General features: G+C 53.8%; 15 protein-coding genes. 11 read left to right on the forward strand and 4 right to left on the reverse strand.

What is annotated here, in order from left to right; genetic code table 11:
- Positions 1-30 precede the first annotated feature (30 nt).
- Positions 31-2,067 (reverse strand): DUF3604 domain-containing protein, encoded by a 2,037-nt coding sequence (locus ABXT62_RS13245; RefSeq protein ID WP_415355754.1) that lies wholly within the window; start codon positions 2,065-2,067, stop codon positions 31-33.
- A 94-nt stretch (positions 2,068-2,161) separates the two neighbouring features.
- The gene (locus ABXT62_RS13250; RefSeq protein ID WP_415355755.1) at positions 2,162-2,452 is read right to left on the reverse strand and encodes a hypothetical protein; all 291 of its coding nucleotides are present in this window, start codon (positions 2,450-2,452) and stop codon (positions 2,162-2,164) included.
- Positions 2,453-2,719: 267 nt separating this feature from the next.
- On the opposite strand from ABXT62_RS13250, the gene ABXT62_RS13255 reads away from it, so the two are divergent.
- The 8 genes from ABXT62_RS13255 (at position 2,720) to ABXT62_RS13290 (ending at position 10,803) form a co-directional block, all read left to right on the forward strand.
- Positions 2,720-3,625 (forward strand): sulfotransferase domain-containing protein, encoded by a 906-nt coding sequence (locus tag ABXT62_RS13255; RefSeq protein ID WP_415355756.1) that lies wholly within the window; start codon positions 2,720-2,722, stop codon positions 3,623-3,625.
- 93 nt (positions 3,626-3,718) lie between these two features.
- The gene (locus ABXT62_RS13260; RefSeq protein ID WP_415355757.1) at positions 3,719-4,597 is read left to right on the forward strand and encodes a DMT family transporter; all 879 of its coding nucleotides are present in this window, start codon (positions 3,719-3,721) and stop codon (positions 4,595-4,597) included.
- A 249-nt stretch (positions 4,598-4,846) separates the two neighbouring features.
- Positions 4,847-5,740, forward strand: a complete 894-nt coding sequence (locus ABXT62_RS13265; RefSeq protein ID WP_415355758.1) for a COX aromatic rich motif-containing protein — start codon at positions 4,847-4,849, stop codon at positions 5,738-5,740.
- Complete coding sequence (locus ABXT62_RS13270) at positions 5,737-7,821, forward strand: cbb3-type cytochrome c oxidase subunit I (protein ID WP_415355759.1); 2,085 nt, start codon at positions 5,737-5,739, stop codon at positions 7,819-7,821. The genes ABXT62_RS13265 and ABXT62_RS13270 overlap by 4 nt, the downstream gene beginning before the upstream one ends.
- The gene (locus ABXT62_RS13275; RefSeq protein WP_415355760.1) at positions 7,818-8,447 is read left to right on the forward strand and encodes a cytochrome (ubi)quinol oxidase subunit III; all 630 of its coding nucleotides are present in this window, start codon (positions 7,818-7,820) and stop codon (positions 8,445-8,447) included. Before ABXT62_RS13270 ends, ABXT62_RS13275 begins: the two co-directional genes overlap by 4 nt.
- Positions 8,444-8,773, forward strand: coding sequence for a cytochrome o ubiquinol oxidase subunit IV (gene cyoD, locus ABXT62_RS13280; RefSeq protein ID WP_415355761.1), 330 nt, complete (start codon positions 8,444-8,446; stop codon positions 8,771-8,773). Before ABXT62_RS13275 ends, cyoD begins: the two co-directional genes overlap by 4 nt.
- 108 nt (positions 8,774-8,881) lie before the next feature.
- Positions 8,882-9,109, forward strand: coding sequence for a hypothetical protein (locus ABXT62_RS13285; protein ID WP_415355762.1), 228 nt, complete (start codon positions 8,882-8,884; stop codon positions 9,107-9,109).
- Positions 9,110-9,477: 368 nt separating this feature from the next.
- Positions 9,478-10,803 carry a CynX/NimT family MFS transporter gene (locus ABXT62_RS13290; RefSeq protein WP_415355763.1) on the forward strand — a complete coding sequence of 442 codons (1,326 nt, stop codon included), beginning with the start codon at positions 9,478-9,480 and terminating at the stop codon, positions 10,801-10,803.
- Between the two features lie 83 nt (positions 10,804-10,886).
- Here the strand turns inward: ABXT62_RS13290 and ABXT62_RS13295 are convergent, their stop codons facing one another.
- On the reverse strand, positions 10,887-12,062 hold the full coding sequence (locus ABXT62_RS13295) for a saccharopine dehydrogenase family protein (protein WP_415355764.1): 1,176 nt from the start codon (positions 12,060-12,062) through the stop codon (positions 10,887-10,889).
- 59 nt (positions 12,063-12,121) lie between these two features.
- On the reverse strand, positions 12,122-13,009 hold the full coding sequence (locus ABXT62_RS13300; protein WP_415355765.1) for an SDR family NAD(P)-dependent oxidoreductase: 888 nt from the start codon (positions 13,007-13,009) through the stop codon (positions 12,122-12,124).
- A 94-nt stretch (positions 13,010-13,103) separates the two neighbouring features.
- On the opposite strand from ABXT62_RS13300, the gene ABXT62_RS13305 reads away from it, so the two are divergent.
- From ABXT62_RS13305 to ABXT62_RS13315, 3 genes are read left to right on the forward strand one after another with little or no spacing between them, the layout of a single operon-like run.
- Positions 13,104-14,180: a hypothetical protein gene (locus ABXT62_RS13305; RefSeq protein WP_415355766.1), complete on the forward strand. Its 1,077-nt coding sequence runs from the start codon at positions 13,104-13,106 to the stop codon at positions 14,178-14,180.
- A gap of 30 nt (positions 14,181-14,210) precedes the next feature.
- A complete protein-coding gene (locus ABXT62_RS13310; protein WP_415355767.1) occupies positions 14,211-14,777 on the forward strand; it encodes a class I SAM-dependent methyltransferase in 567 nt (188 codons plus the stop codon).
- Between the two features lie 50 nt (positions 14,778-14,827).
- Positions 14,828-15,214, forward strand: coding sequence for an STAS/SEC14 domain-containing protein (locus ABXT62_RS13315; RefSeq protein ID WP_415355768.1), 387 nt, complete (start codon positions 14,828-14,830; stop codon positions 15,212-15,214).
- The last annotated feature ends 233 nt before the right edge of the window (positions 15,215-15,447 follow it).

Genomic DNA, 15,447 nt, shown 5'->3' on the forward strand with positions numbered 1-15,447 from the left:
CTTGGCGGAGTCTGCAGTGAGTAAGTTGCGCTATGTTTTACGCGGATTAATCCAAATAGGCGAAGTCCATGCTCTCTCTTGCAGCGTGGGAGAATAAAAAGGCTGCTGGCTGGGGTCGAGGCAACATTTACCATAAACGTCACCTATCGCGCCGTTGTCCTTCATGCGCTCAGTCTTTGTGGCGGCTTGCTCAGCGCAATTCGGGGCAAAGGGATTCACCCCGGCAGCCTGGCAATGGAGGGTACTCCAGCGACAGCTGGGGTTTTCAAGCACTCGAACATAATAGAAGGCGGCCTCACTGTCGTCATAATGAGGATCCTGCCATACCACGCAAAGATTTTTGTGGCCGCTACCCGTCGGCCTGCAGGAGTTGGGATCGACGCCTGCCCCATTGTCTGCATTGCCTGCCACATCAAAAACCTGTTCGTGCGTCTGCCCTGCGTCATCCAGCCAGCCTTTGATGACCTGAATACGCTGCAGATCAAGGCCGGGATGTCCGCGGCTGCCGGCGTCCTTGGCCGCACTGACCAAAAAAGTGGGTGAAGCTGCGAAGGCCTCTAACTCGCTGCCCATGGGTACGCCGCCCGCATAGGCTTTCTCTATCATCTGTGGATCACTACACAGTTCAGCCGCGTATTCTTCTCCGGCAAAGAACCGCACAATGGGGCGGGTGCCGCTGGTGGCGTAGGCCTCCCGTTGACGCATACCTTCGAAGATACTGTCACGAGAATTTTCTTCTGCCCAGACGACGGCCAAACCCCCTGGATTATCAAAAAAGTGATCCTGAACATTGCGGTAGCCGGCATCGCGCCTGCCAAGATGGCCCACATAGTTGTCTTCTTCTGCGCCTCCGGGGGTTGCACTGTGAGTGTCGGTGCTGCCAATAAAGCCCATCTTAAACGGGTTGGTGCCCGTTGTTTGCTCCAGTGCAAGGCCGTCTTTGAGTACATTGCGCACCATGTTGCGTCGCCCAAACTCATCGATTGCCACGGGGTCTGCTTCGTCAGTGCGTAACTCTCCGAACACTGAGCCGAGCATTGAAAGGTTGTCCGATTGCACCTGTTCGAAATCACACAGTTCATCCTCGGTTGCCACACCGCGACCCAGCAGCCGATCAAAGCGACATTCACTGGCCGCTTTATGCTGCACCAATTCCACCAGAGGCTCGAAGAACAGACGATCCTGCGCTTCCTGCTCACTGTTCGGATCGGGGAACATCAAGCCACGACTGAGGTTTGAATTATGCGGTATCGACATCACATCACAGCCGACATCCCCGTCGATACACTCTTGGCGCAGACGCTTCCATAGCTCTGGGTAGTTCAGCGAACCGGTGTCATAGGTGGAAATGGCTGTTGCTGTCACGTTGTCGTTGCGAAAAATAACATTGCGATGCAGGTTGGAGAAGTTAGGCGCATCGGTATATTCGTAGGCATTGAAGGTGGTGAAACTGCAGTCGCTGCTGCGATCATAATGTTTTTCGGCCGCGTCCTGAATTTTTTTCCAGGTCTCTTTATGCGCCTTGTCACAGTCTCCAATCGAACAGACAAGCGATTGCTTTTTATCCTTGGAGGTGTCCGTAACACCTAGTGAAACCCAGTAGTTCGCGGCCAGCAACTGAACAAGAAAAAATTCATTTCGCGTCGCAATACACGCAGGAAACCAATAGGACAGCGTAGAGGCGTCCTGGGTGCAAAGATTGATAGGGCCAAGAAATTCCGCGTGATCGGTAATGGCCGTAAAATCCAGCGGCCTCTGAATCTGCGCAATGACCGTCTGGTTTGCGTCTGCGTCAGGCAGGGTAATCGGCTCTCCGCGGGCGTAGCGGTAGGCGGCATCGGGATCGTTGCGCTGACTGGAAACGTAGCTGTCAAACGAATAGCTGGTATGCACATGCAGGTCACCGAACATCGGACGTTTATTCACATGATATTCGTCGCACGGCTCACGCTGTTCAGTGCGCTCGAAAGGCTCTTGCGCGATAAGACCTGTGCTAAAAAATGCGAGCATCAAAAATCCGGCACTGCGTGTGCACCCGTTTAACCCTGCGCTAAACATTTTCTGCATTAGAAGACTCCTGTTAATGCGTTACAAGCGTCAATCATTATGCCATTGCACCCGCCATTGCGCCCGCCACGGCATCACTCTGCGGCCTCGCAGGCTAGGGCAAATAATCCGCCGCTAACGCCTCTGATTTCTGCCACAGTTTCTTCGCCAGCCGGTCATTGCGCCCCGCAGGCGAGGTTTTGGCAACACCACAATCTGAAAAGTATTCTCCAGACGTGTTTGCAGCCTCCGGATTAACGGCTACATAACATTGCGTCGCCGCGCCCTGCTCTACCGTTTTTTCTAAGGGATTGGCAAAGAGGCCCATTAACGTCATTAAGAGGCCGCCGGCATCACGCGCTAAGTTGGTCTGAATAATCCCCGGGTGCACCGCATTGACCGTCACCCCATGACCTTTAATGTGGAAAGCGCGTGGATAGTGATGTGATAATTTCTGATAGGAGCTAGGGCGTACCCGAAATATGACCTAGTAGGAGCCACGTCTATCGACTAGACTGGTCAGCTTAGGCATTGAAGTATAGATTTTGATGCAAACGTTAGACCGCTGTACCTGATGCGTCAAGAGATCCAGATCAGCGTCTACTCGTTGTAGGTCAGGAATGGGATCTGTGGTCAGGTAATCAGTTGGAAGACCTAATGGTGGACGGCAATTTTGAAATACTTATTTGCTATTGGTGTGGAGAAGTGCGGTACAACTTCGCTTGATTCTGCATTGCGACAGTCGAAGCATTTCAATTGTCCGAAAAAAAAGGAGGCTGGATTTTTCGCTCGCCACTTTGACAAAGGTGCTGACTTTCATCAACGCCTTTACCGACGCCCTTTTATGGGTTTCGATGGCTATATTGTCGATTTTACGCCCTCTTACTTCCGTAAACCAAATGTCTTAGTGAGGTTGGCGGAACTGGATTCGGAAAAAAAGTTTATTATCTGCCTGCGCTGTCCCTTTCGTCGTGCATGGTCGCACTATGTCCACGATTTGCGGATTCATTATTCGCTGGGTGACCGTTCAGATTATTTTCGGAAGCAAATAAATGTCAGTTTCAGTGGCTTTTTCAAGGACCGCAAACAATATTATTTTACGAAATATAGCCGATTGGTAGAAAATGTATTTGAGACCTTTGGTAAAAAAAATTGCCACGTTGTTATATTTGAAGATTTGATTGATGACTGGCCTCAGGTCTCTGGTAAATTGGATGCTTTCCTTGGCTTTGAATCCCCGGTTGTGCGTGCGCTCCAGTTGCCTCATGCTAACCAGGCTCAAAAGGTTCCCTACATATATGATCATATTACACATAGAAATGGAGAAATTACCGCTGTGCAGAAGCGACGAGGCCGTGATTTCAAGCTAAAAAAACTAAGTGGGCAGCAGTTAGAGAACGCTTTGGCAATACAGGACAGCTATGAACTGGAATTGAGTGAGGAGCTGTCTGGAGAAATCTGTGACTGGTTTGGGGAGGACGTGCGAAGCCTTGAAGAAATGCTAGCCCGCGACTTAGATAAGTGGCTTTTGCCCCGCGCCATGAAAGTAAACTTTGACATGATGGATGACGTCAATTAGTAAATCTTCTGAACCGGGCTCCGATACTGCGTCGTGCCCCAACTGGTCCGCATGTGAATGCGTTAATCCGCAAGGCAAGCCTTCGAGTAATACGTGACTACAACTTCTACGCAGCCAAAGGCCCAACTCACCGGCGCGCGTTATATGCTTATGTCTGCCTTGGGTTTTGCGCTCATGGCCGCCTGCGTCAAGCTGGTGTCGACCCGCGGCATCCCACTGTTGGAAATCGTCGCGGCACGCGCATTGGTATCGCTGGTGCTTAGCTATATCGATGTGCGCAGAAAAGGCCTGTCTGTGTGGGGAACACATCGCACACTGTTGGCCGCTCGCGGCATTGTGGGATCGCTCGCCCTGATCTGCGTGTACTACGCATTGATGACCCTGCCGTTGGCAGAGGCCACCTTACTACAGTACATGCACCCGATGTTCACAGCGCTTTTAGGCTTACTGTTACTCAAAGAGGGTATTCAGCGCTCGACCGTCATATGCATTGTGTTTAGCATCGCGGGATTGATTGTCATGGTAGAGCCCGGCGTGTTCACTGGCGCGGCACCTGCCCTACCGTCACTCGGTGTCGCTGTTGCACTGCTGGGTGCCTTTGGCAGTGCAGTGGCGTATGTGCTGGTCAGACGATTGAGTCTGGAGGAGGACGCGTCCGTCATCATTTTTTACTTTCCACTCGTTGCACTACCGCTTTCCGTGGCGATTTTAGGCGATCAATTCGTCATGCCCGATGGACAGTCTCTGGTGCTGTTACTCATGGTGGGAATATTCACGCAGATAGGCCAACTCGGCCTCACCCATGCTATGCGCTATGGGACCGCGGGAAAGACCGCCGCCTACTCCTATGTTCAGATTATTTTTGCGGTGATACTGGGTTGGGCAGTGTTTGCCGAACTGCCCTCACTATGGACCTATGTTGGTGGTGGACTGATCATAGCCGGTGCGCTATTCAATTTGATCAAGCGGTAGAGGAACAAGACTCAGGCAACCAATAGCGACCCCTACTCCGCCTACATTTTAGTGTTGGGCGCGCTAGTTAGTCTTGCTAAAATACGTGATACTATCAACTCGGAGATTGAGAATGTGGCGCGATTAACATTCCCTTTTTGGTTATACTGGACAGACCTGCATTAGACAGGTCACTGTGACGTAGAGATACCCTGGCGAGATGCGTTGGCCCAGCCCGAACAATATAATACAATACAAAATGTGGTATCCATGCGACGACATCAAGAACTGACCAAAATACTCGTGCAAAGCGCCGGAGGATTGCTATTGCTGATGCTCAGCGTCGCCGCCACGGCTAGCAATGGCTTCATCAACCCCGCCGGACCGATCGCCGAGGCACTGCGCGATCATCTTATTTTCATCGTGATGGTAATGGCTGTTGTTATCGTACCGCTTTTTATCGCCCTGCCGTGGACGCTGTGGCGCTACCGCCTGCGCACCAAGAGCGGGTCATACCAGCCAAACTGGGAGTTTTCCTGGCCACTGGAGATCCTGATTTGGGGGCTGCCCGCGGTGATCGTTGTCGTACTGGGTTGGAATCTGTGGCATCAATCCTACGAACTGGACCCTTACAAGCCCTTGGCTGCCGCAGAAGCGCCCTTGGAAATACAAGCGATAGCACTGGACTGGAAATGGGTCTTTATTTACCCCGATCAGAACATCGCATCGGTAAACGAGGTGATGATTGTGGCAGGCAGGCCGGTGCGCTTTCGCCTGACCAGCGGCACGGTGATGCAGTCCTTCATGATCCCGCGCTTGGGTGGCCAGATATACACGATGGCGGGCATGGAGACGCAAATGAATCTGCTCGCCTCAGAGCCGGGCCAATTTCGCGGCCTGAACACCCAATACAACGGCATGGGCTTCGCCAACCAAAAGTTCATCACCCATGCGGTGAGTCAGGCCGACTTCGATGCGTGGGCAACCAAGATGAGCGACTCAAAGCCGCCACTCAATCAAGCCGCGTGGGCTCTGTTGGCGAAGCCTTCGGTGCTGCCGGCGCCGCAATCCTTCGGCAGCGTTGCTGAAGGCCTATTCACCGGGGTCATAGCGGGTTTCACCGGTGGCCACCCCCACATGAAAGCGGATGGAACTGATCTGTGACTGTTGAATCGAGTTTTTCTTTACTGGGGACGCTAACTCCCCAAGACATTTCTTTCGTACAAACCTTCGAAAACCCGGTCATGAGCGAGTTTATCGACGGGGCCGCCGGCAGCGTTCTGGTGCTAGGCATGATCACCGTGGCGGCGCTGCTCACCTACTACCGAGGGTGGAAAACACTGTGGTTCGACTGGCTGACCAGTGTCGACCACAAAAAAGTCGGCATCATGTATATCGTGGTCGCTTTCGTCATGCTCGCCAGAGCGATTATCGAAGGCGTGCTGATGCGTTACCAACAGTCCATCGCCGTGAACGACCCGGGGGTCTTGACGCCCGACCACTTCGGGCAGTTGTTCAGCACCCACGGCAGCATCATGATTTTCTTTATGGCGATGCCCTTTATCACCGGCATGATCAATTATGTCATGCCGCAGCAGCTTGGCGCCCGCGACGTGAGCTTCCCGCTGCTCAATGCCATCAGCTTGTGGCTGACCGCCGCCGGTGCCGCGCTGGTGATGATCTCTCTCGTGGTAGGCAAGTTCTCAACCGGAGGTTGGACAGCTTATCCGCCCTACACTGGCATCGAGTTCAGCCCGGGCGAGGGCGTGGATTACTGGATTTGGTCTATCAGCCTGACGTCTATCGGCAGTACGCTAACAGGCGTGAACTTTGCCACCACAATCTACAAGAACCGCGCTCCTGGCATGACGCTGTTTCGCATGCCACTGTTTTGCTGGACCAGCCTGTGCACCAGCGTCCTGATGATTTTTGCGATGGCGCCGCTGACGATTGCGACCCTGATGCTAGCGCTGGACCGCTACGCCGGATTCCACTTCTTCACCAATGATCTGGGCGGCAATATGATGAACTACGCCAATCTGTTTTGGCTGTTTGGTCATCCCGAGGTCTACATCTTAATTCTGCCCGCCTTCGGAGTGTTCTCCGAGGTCATCTCTACTTTCTCCGGCAAAACCATTTACGGCTATAAATCCCTGGTCGTTGCCACCATGTCGATTGCGGTGTTGTCCTTTACCGTGTGGTTGCACCACTTCTTTACCATGGGTCAGGGCGCCAACGTGAATGCCATTTTTGGTATTGCGACGATGCTCATCGGCGTGCCGACAGGCGTGAAAGTGTATGATTGGTTGCTCACGATGGTGCGCGGACGCATCCGCTTGACCACGGCCATGCTGTTTTCCATTATGTTTCTGGTGACCTTCGTGATCGGCGGACTGACCGGGGTGATTCTGGCCAACCCGCCGGTGGATTTCGCGGTACACAACTCCCTATTTCTGGTCGCACATTTCCACAATATGGTCATCCCCGGCGTGTTGTTCGGCATGATCGCCGGCTACCAGTTCTGGTTCCCCAAGGCATTCGGCTTCCGCCTGGCAGAGGGCTGGGGCAAGGCGTCCTTCTGGTGCTGGTCCATAGGCTTTTACCTGACCTTTATGCCGCTCTACGCGCTGGGCCTGATGGGCGCGATGCGTCGCACCGTGGAATGGTTCCGACCCGAGTATCTGGGGTGGCTGCAGGTGGCGTTTGTCGGTGCGCTGCTGCTGTTCTCGGGCTTCATTTTTCTGTGCGTGCAATTGGTCGTTAGCGTACGCCAACGCGACCAGCGGCGCGTACCCGCAGGTGACCCCTGGGATGGCCGCTCACTGGAATGGTCTAACAGCGCACCACCGCCGGAGTACAATTTTGCCGTCATTCCCGAGGTGTCAGGACAGGACGCCTTCACCCGACTCAAAGAACAGGGTAAGGCCTACGCCTCGCCAACCGCCTACGAAGACATTGTTGTACCCAAAAATAGCATAGTGGCCCCCGTTATCGGTGTTGGCGCAATTGCGTTGGGTTTTGCACTGGTCTGGCACATCTGGTGGCTGGTGGCCTTGGGCTTCGTCACCATATGGGGCGCGGTGATAGCGCGGAGCTTTGTCACAGAAACAGAGCGGGTCATTCCGGCTAGCGAAGTGCGTGCAGACCATGAAGCCTGGCTGCAGCAGGTACGAGAGTGCGCCACTACACCCCGTGAACAGGAAGATACCAGCGCCAATGTCGGCCGCGCGGAGGTACTCGCATGAAGCGGCAGTCACTTCTCCACCCAGGACTGAACCTGGGCAGTACCGACGAGTACAGCCACGACGAGGCCGAGCCCGTCATTTTTGGCTTCTGGGTTTTCCTGATGGCCGACCTGGTACTGTTTGCCATACTGTTTGCGACCTATGCCAGCATGAGCGTGCAAGGTCAGGCGGGCGGCCCCAGCCCGACCGATGTCTTCGATCTTCCCAGCGCCTTTATCGAAACAATGCTATTGCTGAGCAGCAGTATTACCTTTGGCATGGCCTCGCTGGCTCTGAAGTACAAAGCCGATAGGCTGCACCTGGTGTTTTGGTTAGTCCTGACGTTTTGCTTAGGTGCGGGCTTCGTTGGTATGGAGGTGCGCGACTTCTGGATAATGACGCAGCAGGGGGCTGTGCCTCAACGCAGTGGCTTCCTATCAGCCTTCTATATGCTGGTGGCAACCCACGGCATCCATGTGACGGCCGGTTTGTGTTGGATGATCGTGATGCTGGTGCAGTTGCTGGTACTGGGTCGCACCACCGAGGTGAAACTGCGACTGATGCGTCTCGCGCTGTTCTGGCACATGCTGGATATCGTGTGGGTTTGTATTTTCACCTTTGTTTACTTATTCGGGGTGGCACTATGAAGGGCGACGCAATGACTGACGAACACGTCGAAACGTACGCACAGGATTTAAAGTCCTACTGCATCGGCGGCCTACTGGCACTCATGCTGACCGCCTTGGCTTTCGGGCTGGTGATCTTCGAGATTTTACCGCACTTCGAGCGACTGCTTGCGCTTGCGGTATTGGCGGTGGCGCAGATCGTTGTGCATTTTCGCTATTTTCTGCACATCAGTTGGCACTCTCACCGGGACGATCTTCAGCTCGTCCTCTTTACCAGCCTCATCTTGTTTTTAATGGTTGGCGGCACCATTTGGATTCTGTTTAACCTGCACGAACGGATGATGTAAGCGGCCTGTTGGCGCAGGCCGACAGTGAACACTTCTATAGGTGATAACCCTTACATTTTATACACTCCATCCCTTGTAAACTGGGCGCTCACTATTAAGGAGCGCATTATGTCCAAGACATTTGATGAAGCTGACACAAAGCACAAAGGCACAAGGCCTATTGTATCTGTTAGTGGCAGTTCACCAGAGAAGTCTGGAGTGATGTTCGATCTCACCCCCCGTCAGCAGGAATATGCCAGAGAGTTGTTGGCTGAGGGAGTGCCAAAATCGAAGGTGATTCAGATGATCATAGAAGACAGTGGGGAAATGCCCCGTAGCAGAGTAATCGCTATCTAATATTAAGACTAGGAGAGCCTAATCTTAAGCTCTCATCCCGCAGCGATGACATGACTGAGAAAAAGAGAGATAAGAACCCCGGTGCTAAGCGACTCGACGCTAACCTCAAAAAGCCATTGCGTTCAGGGCAGCGTCGGCTATCAGCAGGCCGAGTACTTTCTTGAAGGCACTGCATCGGCCTTCACTAAGTGAGCGAGTTAGAGCCGGATGGCTTCTGAGCGGTGGGGGCCGGCGAGTAGGCAGTAAGAGTCAGCCTCACGTCTCCTACAACAATGCCGGTGGTCAGTAGCCGCTAGATTGCAGGTGCCGTCGAGTCACCGATATGGTCAAATAGTCCACCTTACCTGCTAAAGCCATCTTATCTCCCCATGACCGCACAGACAGAATCACCCATCAGATCGAACTGGCCCTTCGACGTCCGCCGCTTGCCGTTCTATTACGGCTGGGTTATCTGGGGATTCAGCGCCCTGGGTATTCTCATCAGCATCCCTGGGCAAACCATGGGCATGGCGGTATTTACCGATTATCTGATCGAGGCTTTGCACTTAAGCCGTACTCAGCTTTCCATGGCTTATCTGATCGGCACCGTAGGCTCATCGTTGTTCCTAACCCGCGCAGGCCGATGGTACGATCGCTTGGGTGGGCGCGTGACGATGGCCGCCGCCAGTGCAGGCCTCGCCATCATGGTGCTGTTTATCTCAGTGTCTGACAGCCTTGCCGTTCACTTCGGTGGCGGCGTCGTGGTGAGCTTTCTGTTGATCACTCTAGGCTATTTTGGTGTCCGGTTTCTCGGTCAGGGCATACTGACCAATGCCTCGCGCAATGTCTTGCTGGTTTGGTTTGAAGAGCGCCGCGGGCTTGTGACTAGCGCCAGGGGCGTGTTCGTGAGTTTCGGGTTTTCCGTAGCACCTTTGGTACTTGCCTGGTCTATCGTTAGAGCCGGCTGGCATGAAGCGCTGTGGGAACTCGCCTTTGTGTGTCTGGTTTTTGCGGGCATCGCTTTGGTCTTTCTCAGAGACAACCCTCGATCCTGTGGTGTTTTGGTTGACGGGCACACTCACGAAGATCAAGTACCTGTAGCCCGCTTGCGGCCCAGCGCGACACTTGATCAGGCACGACGCACCCCTGTCTTCTGGCTGGCGACGCTTAGCTTAGGTATCCATTCGCTACTGGGCACAGCAGTAACCTTTCACATTGTCTCAATATTTGCAGCGGCTGGCCGCAGTCAGACGGAGGCCTTCGCTTATTTTCTCCCTACTGCCGTATTTGCCACCGCCACCAACCTCTTGTGCGGGTGGCTGGTCGATAAGCGTTCCCTCAAGCCCTTTATGATTGTCATGCTGGGGGGCTTCCTGCTGGGTGCGATAGGACTGCTGCATCTACAGCACACTTGGGGCTACGCCGCACTGGTCGTTGGTTTCGGAATAGGCGGCGGACTCTGGTCTGTGACATCCAACCTCGCCTTTATCCGCAACTTTGGCCCACTCCACCTTGGCGAAATTACCGGTCTTTGCACCTCGATTATGGTATTTGCCAGTGCCATTGGTCCGGCCCTGTTCAGCCTCGGGCTAGACTACTTCGACACCTATGCCGCTGCCCTGTGGGTATGCATCGCCGCGCTGGTTCTATTACTCGGGTTTGCCTTTGTGGTTAAACAAAGCGCACCTAATGAATTGGCAAACGTCGGCGTCTGAGACTTCACGTCGGGACCCGTTTTTACCGGGCGCAGCAGACGTCTGGCGAATAAGCAACCGCATCAAGCAGCACGCAATGCGCGCTAGCTTTCAATCTGAAACGTTAGCCCCGCATTCGCTTGCAGACGGTCAATCAGTAAAGAGCCCATCGCTGGCGCGGGCGTTAAAATACCCCGGTTCTTGGTGTCTGGATTCAGCAGCAAGCACACTGCACTTTCCACAATCATCTTACTGGTGGAGCCGTAGCCCGGGTCTCTGTCACCCTTGACGCTGGCACTGACTGTTTTGCCCTCTGCATTTGAACCCACAAACAGGACTTCGTAGAAGCCGTTCTCGCGCTCTTCTTTCGTGGGGCCCTCCCCGGGCTTAATCGGGTTTTCAGCCATTGATTTGTCTGCCGCGACAGCATTGGCAATGGCTTCGCCTGAATCGCCAGGCCCCGTCAGCAACATTTCGTCGTAAACAAAGTTCTCGCCATAGGCGTGGTCCAACAACAGATTAGAACGGTGAATGTTCTTGGTATTAATGGTTGCCATGACGAAGGGTGCAGACCAGCTGCCGAGATCTTCCTCATAGATGGGTGCAAAACCGGAAGGCTGCTCCGGGCCAGTAAAGCCTTCGGTAAGCGCAAAAGGATTCATGAGTACGTTGATCATCTCGGGGTTTTTAGCCGCCGCCGCCATCGTCGCCTTGAAGCTGGCGAGTGTCCCGCCGGAGAACGTGCCTTGCATCGAACGCACACGGCCTTTAATGCGACTCACTACGCCGCCGATTTTCTCCTGCGCCGCTTGCTGCAAGAAAAATACGCCCAGATCAAAGGGTATGGAGTCGAAACCACAAGAAAAAACAATGCGCGCGCCGCTGGCCTTCGCCGCCTCGCCGTGGGCCGTGATCATGTCATGCATCCATGCAGGCTCGCCGCACAAATCAACATAGTCGGTTCCGGCTTGGGCGCAAGCGCGCACCACGTCAGCTCCATAGAGCTGATAGGGGCCCACCGTAGTCAGTATCACCTGAGCGCGCTGCACCAATGCATCGACGGATGACGAAGAGCTTGCATCGGCTACGATTAAAGGCACAGAGACAGGAATACCCATCTCGTCCCGCACTTGCTCTAGCTTGTCCTGGCTGCGCCCAGCCATTGCCCAACTCACGTCACCTCCAACGCCATACTGCTTGTTCAAGTACTCGCACACGAGACGACCCGTATACCCCGTTGCACCGTAAACAATAATACCTAGCTCTCGTGCTTCTGACATAGTCTGTCTTCCTTATTCCAAAAATAGTGGTTGTGCGCAAACATGCGTGGGCTTCAGTCTCAATCCAAACCTGGGATCTTTTGTTTAACGATATCGGCCAATAGCGGACTGGACTCAGCGCGTTTAAAGCATTCAGTGATCGCTGAAAAGCGTGCGTCTACTGCTGAGCGGAAATTAGGATGCGTCACAATATAGAGCTCTTTTGCTGCAATGGCCTCAACCACACGCTCCCCTATTAGCTCCGGCGGCGCACCAGCATCGAGCACGCTTTGCATCTGCTGGCCGAGCTTAGCTTGTAGTTTTGAGCCGCTTTGTAAACTGTCATCAGACTCATACTGCGCCTGCCTATTGCGCTGTGAAAGGTTAATGCGGGTTTTAACAAAGCCCGGACAAAGCACAGCAACATGAATATTCTGGTCTTGCAATTCAGCGTGCCAAGACTCAGACATGGCAACCACCGCCGCTTTGGTCGCTGAATAGGCGCTCGCCATAGGCAGCGGCACAAAGCCGGCCATTGAGGCAACATTCACAACCCACCCGCCTTCACCATGCGCCTTGATTAGCGGAATGACCGTTTGCGCGCCGTTGACCACACCCATCAAGTTCACGTCTACGACCCAGCGCCAGTCTTGCTCGCTGCTGGTGTCAATGGGCTTTGGGGCACCTCCTACACCGGCATTGTTCACTAGCATGTGAACCTTGCCAAATCGATCCACCGCTTGCTCAGTAACCTTGCGCCACTGCTCAACTGCGACAACATCCAGGCTTACTGCCAACACAGGCGTGCCGGCCTGTTCAAGGCTCTGCCTTGCTTTTTCCAGTTGCTCAGCATTGATATCTGCGATCACAATATTCATACCGTAGCGACCAAGCACCTGCGCTATGCCGAGGCCAATCCCCTCTGCCCCACCACTGATTATTGCTGTTTTACCGTCTAGTTCTTTCATTCGAGCCTCTTTGCGACACCGTTGAGGCTGCACACAATAGCCTTCAGACCGCTTCCTGACAACCTGATGATGCAGGCCTGCTCCAATCCTTTGCTTGCGTGTTGAACAGTGGCCTCATACAGAGACCTGGTGGATGACTCGACAGCGGCTGGAGGTGTATAATAACGTTATGTTTTTCAAACACATCAATACGTCTCAGGTCCCGATGATGGCCGCCGCTATCGTCGGCGCCTGCAGGGAGAGCGGTTGGGCACTGGATGTTCAGCCCCAGCTGCTGGGTGCGATCTTTTCTGCGCTATTCAACTTCGATGAGGACTTTCGCACCCTGCCAGCGGCGACGATCGACGAGGTTGCGGCAGCGTTCCCCAATGCCGAGCAGCGCCGCGAAATCGTCGATCTGATGCTCATCTGCGAGCTCTGCCTCCACGAGATCCCCGCAAAACTGAGCGACTCGATCGATCGCTGGGCAGCCGACCTTGGCGTGAACGACATCGATCTGACGGTCGCCCGCGAGCTCGCCCAAGGCGCCCAAGCCCGTGCGCAATACGACCTCTACCGTAATGGCTTTTGGGGTGCGTGCACAGAGATTGACCCGGCATTCTCCGCACTCATCGAAGCGAACGGTGCCCGGGCGTTCGCTCTGACGATCACCGCCGATCCACTCGAGAGCGCTCGTTGGGCGGCTCTAGAACACTGCCCGCCCGGAAGCCTAGGCAGAGGTGTCTGGGACTTTTATAAGCAGCGCAACTTTGCCTATCCGGGCACCCCTGGCGCAGCCAGCAAGGGCGAGTCACATCACGACTGGGTTCATGTCTTATGCGACTATGGCACGAGTCCGATGGGTGAGGTTGAAGTCGGCGCCTTTCGCATGACAACGACGGACGACCCTGGCGCGGCGCTCACCTTCATCGCCGGTCAACTCGCGTTCTATCAGGGCGGCATTATGCCCAGCGCCCTAACCGGTCTCCATGGGGATCACATCCTGGAAAAGCCGGGAGGGCCGGAGCGGGTCGCAGATGCATTGCGGCGGGGTCGCGAATGCACGTTTGACACTTACCACATGTTCGACTTCTTCACAGTCGCATCTGAGCCGCTCGAAGCGTTACGCGAGCGCTGGAACTTTGTTCCAAAATCCGTAGCCGATTCGCCGTCCTGGGATGAAATCACCTAGACACGACATCAATCTGATACCATACCGCCGATGCAAGCCTCTCATTTAGTCAAGCAGACTTTGCCCACCATCCTTGAATCGGGGTTCACCGAACAAACACTAGATCTCGCCTGTGGCAGCGGGCGCAATGGCCTCTACCTGGTCACCCAAGGCCAACGCGTTACGTTTGCCGATCGCCAGCAACACGCGTTAGATCACGTCTCGAAACGTCTCCAAGCCAACAGATTAGCCCGCTACTGGTGTGTAGACTTTGAGGATGCCGAAAGCGACCCGCTGAAAGGTCTCTCATTCTCAGTCATTCTGGTATTTCGGTATCTTCATCGGCCGCTCATGCCAGCCATCAAGCGCGCGGTGCACCCTGGAGGCTTGGTGATTTACGAGACCTATACGGTCAATCAGCCGCGCTTCGGTCGGCCCACCAACCCCCATTTCCTACTACAGTCAGGAGAACTAGAGACTATTTTTGACGGTTGGGAAATTTTGCATCACTTTGAGGGACAGAGCATCAGCGAATCCAGTGGCCAGCAGCAGGCTATTGCACAGATAGTGGCCCGGCGACCCACTGAGGCTACCTCCGTGCGCAATAATTTGGTATAAACTAGAACTTAGGGCGGCCTGCACATTCAGGAAGACGATGAGGTCTCATTATGAGCATTCAAAGACACGGTATTACAATTGGGATTGAGAGAATTGACAGTGATTTTTTCCTAACACTGAAGTTATCAGGAAAGCTCACTCATGAAGATTACGAAAAAATTACGCCCATGCTTGATTCGGCTCTAATAGAGGTCAAGCAACCACACATTAGAGCGTTAATCGACTTAACAGAGCTTGAGGGCTGGGAAGTTAGAGCCGCTTGGGATGATTTCAAATTGGGTGTAAAACATGGCACTCAGTTTGTAAAAATTGCGATTTATGGCAATAAAAACTGGCAAGAGATGGCCGCAAAAATTGGCTCCTGGTTTGTGTCTGGTGACGCAAAATATTTTGACAATGAAGCAGCGGCTTTAGACTGGCTAAATGAAGACACGTGAGGAATTTTGGAGCCTCCGCCTTAATTATTGATACTCGCTCAGAACATTAGGCCAACGATTTCTGAGCAAAAAATCTTGTTAAGAGGCTCATTCACACGCAATATCGCGCATTTTTTTATCACCGCACTGGGACCAATGCCGATTTGCGTCGCCACAACATATTCCGGCTACGCTTTGTCGCCTCTAACGCCTATAGGCAAACCGATTTAATCCACGCAACACTTCCCTACAGA

Origin of the sequence: Halioglobus sp. Uisw_031 (assembly GCF_047729875.1) — a bacterium.
Classification (GTDB): domain Bacteria; phylum Pseudomonadota; class Gammaproteobacteria; order Pseudomonadales; family Halieaceae; genus Marimicrobium.

Bases quoted from the DNA above. Each gene is read 5' to 3' on its own strand.
- ABXT62_RS13245 (WP_415355754.1), bottom strand. From the start codon at position 2,067: ATGCAGAAAATGTTTAGCGCAGGGTTAAACGGGTGCACACGCAGTGCC.
- ABXT62_RS13265 (WP_415355758.1), top strand. From the start codon at position 4,847: ATGCGACGACATCAAGAACTGACCAAAATACTCGTGCAAAGCGCCGGA.
- ABXT62_RS13275 (WP_415355760.1), top strand. From the start codon at position 7,818: ATGAAGCGGCAGTCACTTCTCCACCCAGGACTGAACCTGGGCAGTACC.
- cyoD (WP_415355761.1), top strand. From the start codon at position 8,444: ATGAAGGGCGACGCAATGACTGACGAACACGTCGAAACGTACGCACAG.
- ABXT62_RS13285 (WP_415355762.1), top strand. From the start codon at position 8,882: ATGTCCAAGACATTTGATGAAGCTGACACAAAGCACAAAGGCACAAGG.
- ABXT62_RS13290 (WP_415355763.1), top strand. From the start codon at position 9,478: ATGACCGCACAGACAGAATCACCCATCAGATCGAACTGGCCCTTCGAC.
- ABXT62_RS13295 (WP_415355764.1), bottom strand. From the start codon at position 12,062: ATGTCAGAAGCACGAGAGCTAGGTATTATTGTTTACGGTGCAACGGGG.
- ABXT62_RS13300 (WP_415355765.1), bottom strand. From the start codon at position 13,009: ATGAAAGAACTAGACGGTAAAACAGCAATAATCAGTGGTGGGGCAGAG.
- ABXT62_RS13310 (WP_415355767.1), top strand. From the start codon at position 14,211: ATGCAAGCCTCTCATTTAGTCAAGCAGACTTTGCCCACCATCCTTGAA.
- ABXT62_RS13315 (WP_415355768.1), top strand. From the start codon at position 14,828: ATGAGCATTCAAAGACACGGTATTACAATTGGGATTGAGAGAATTGAC.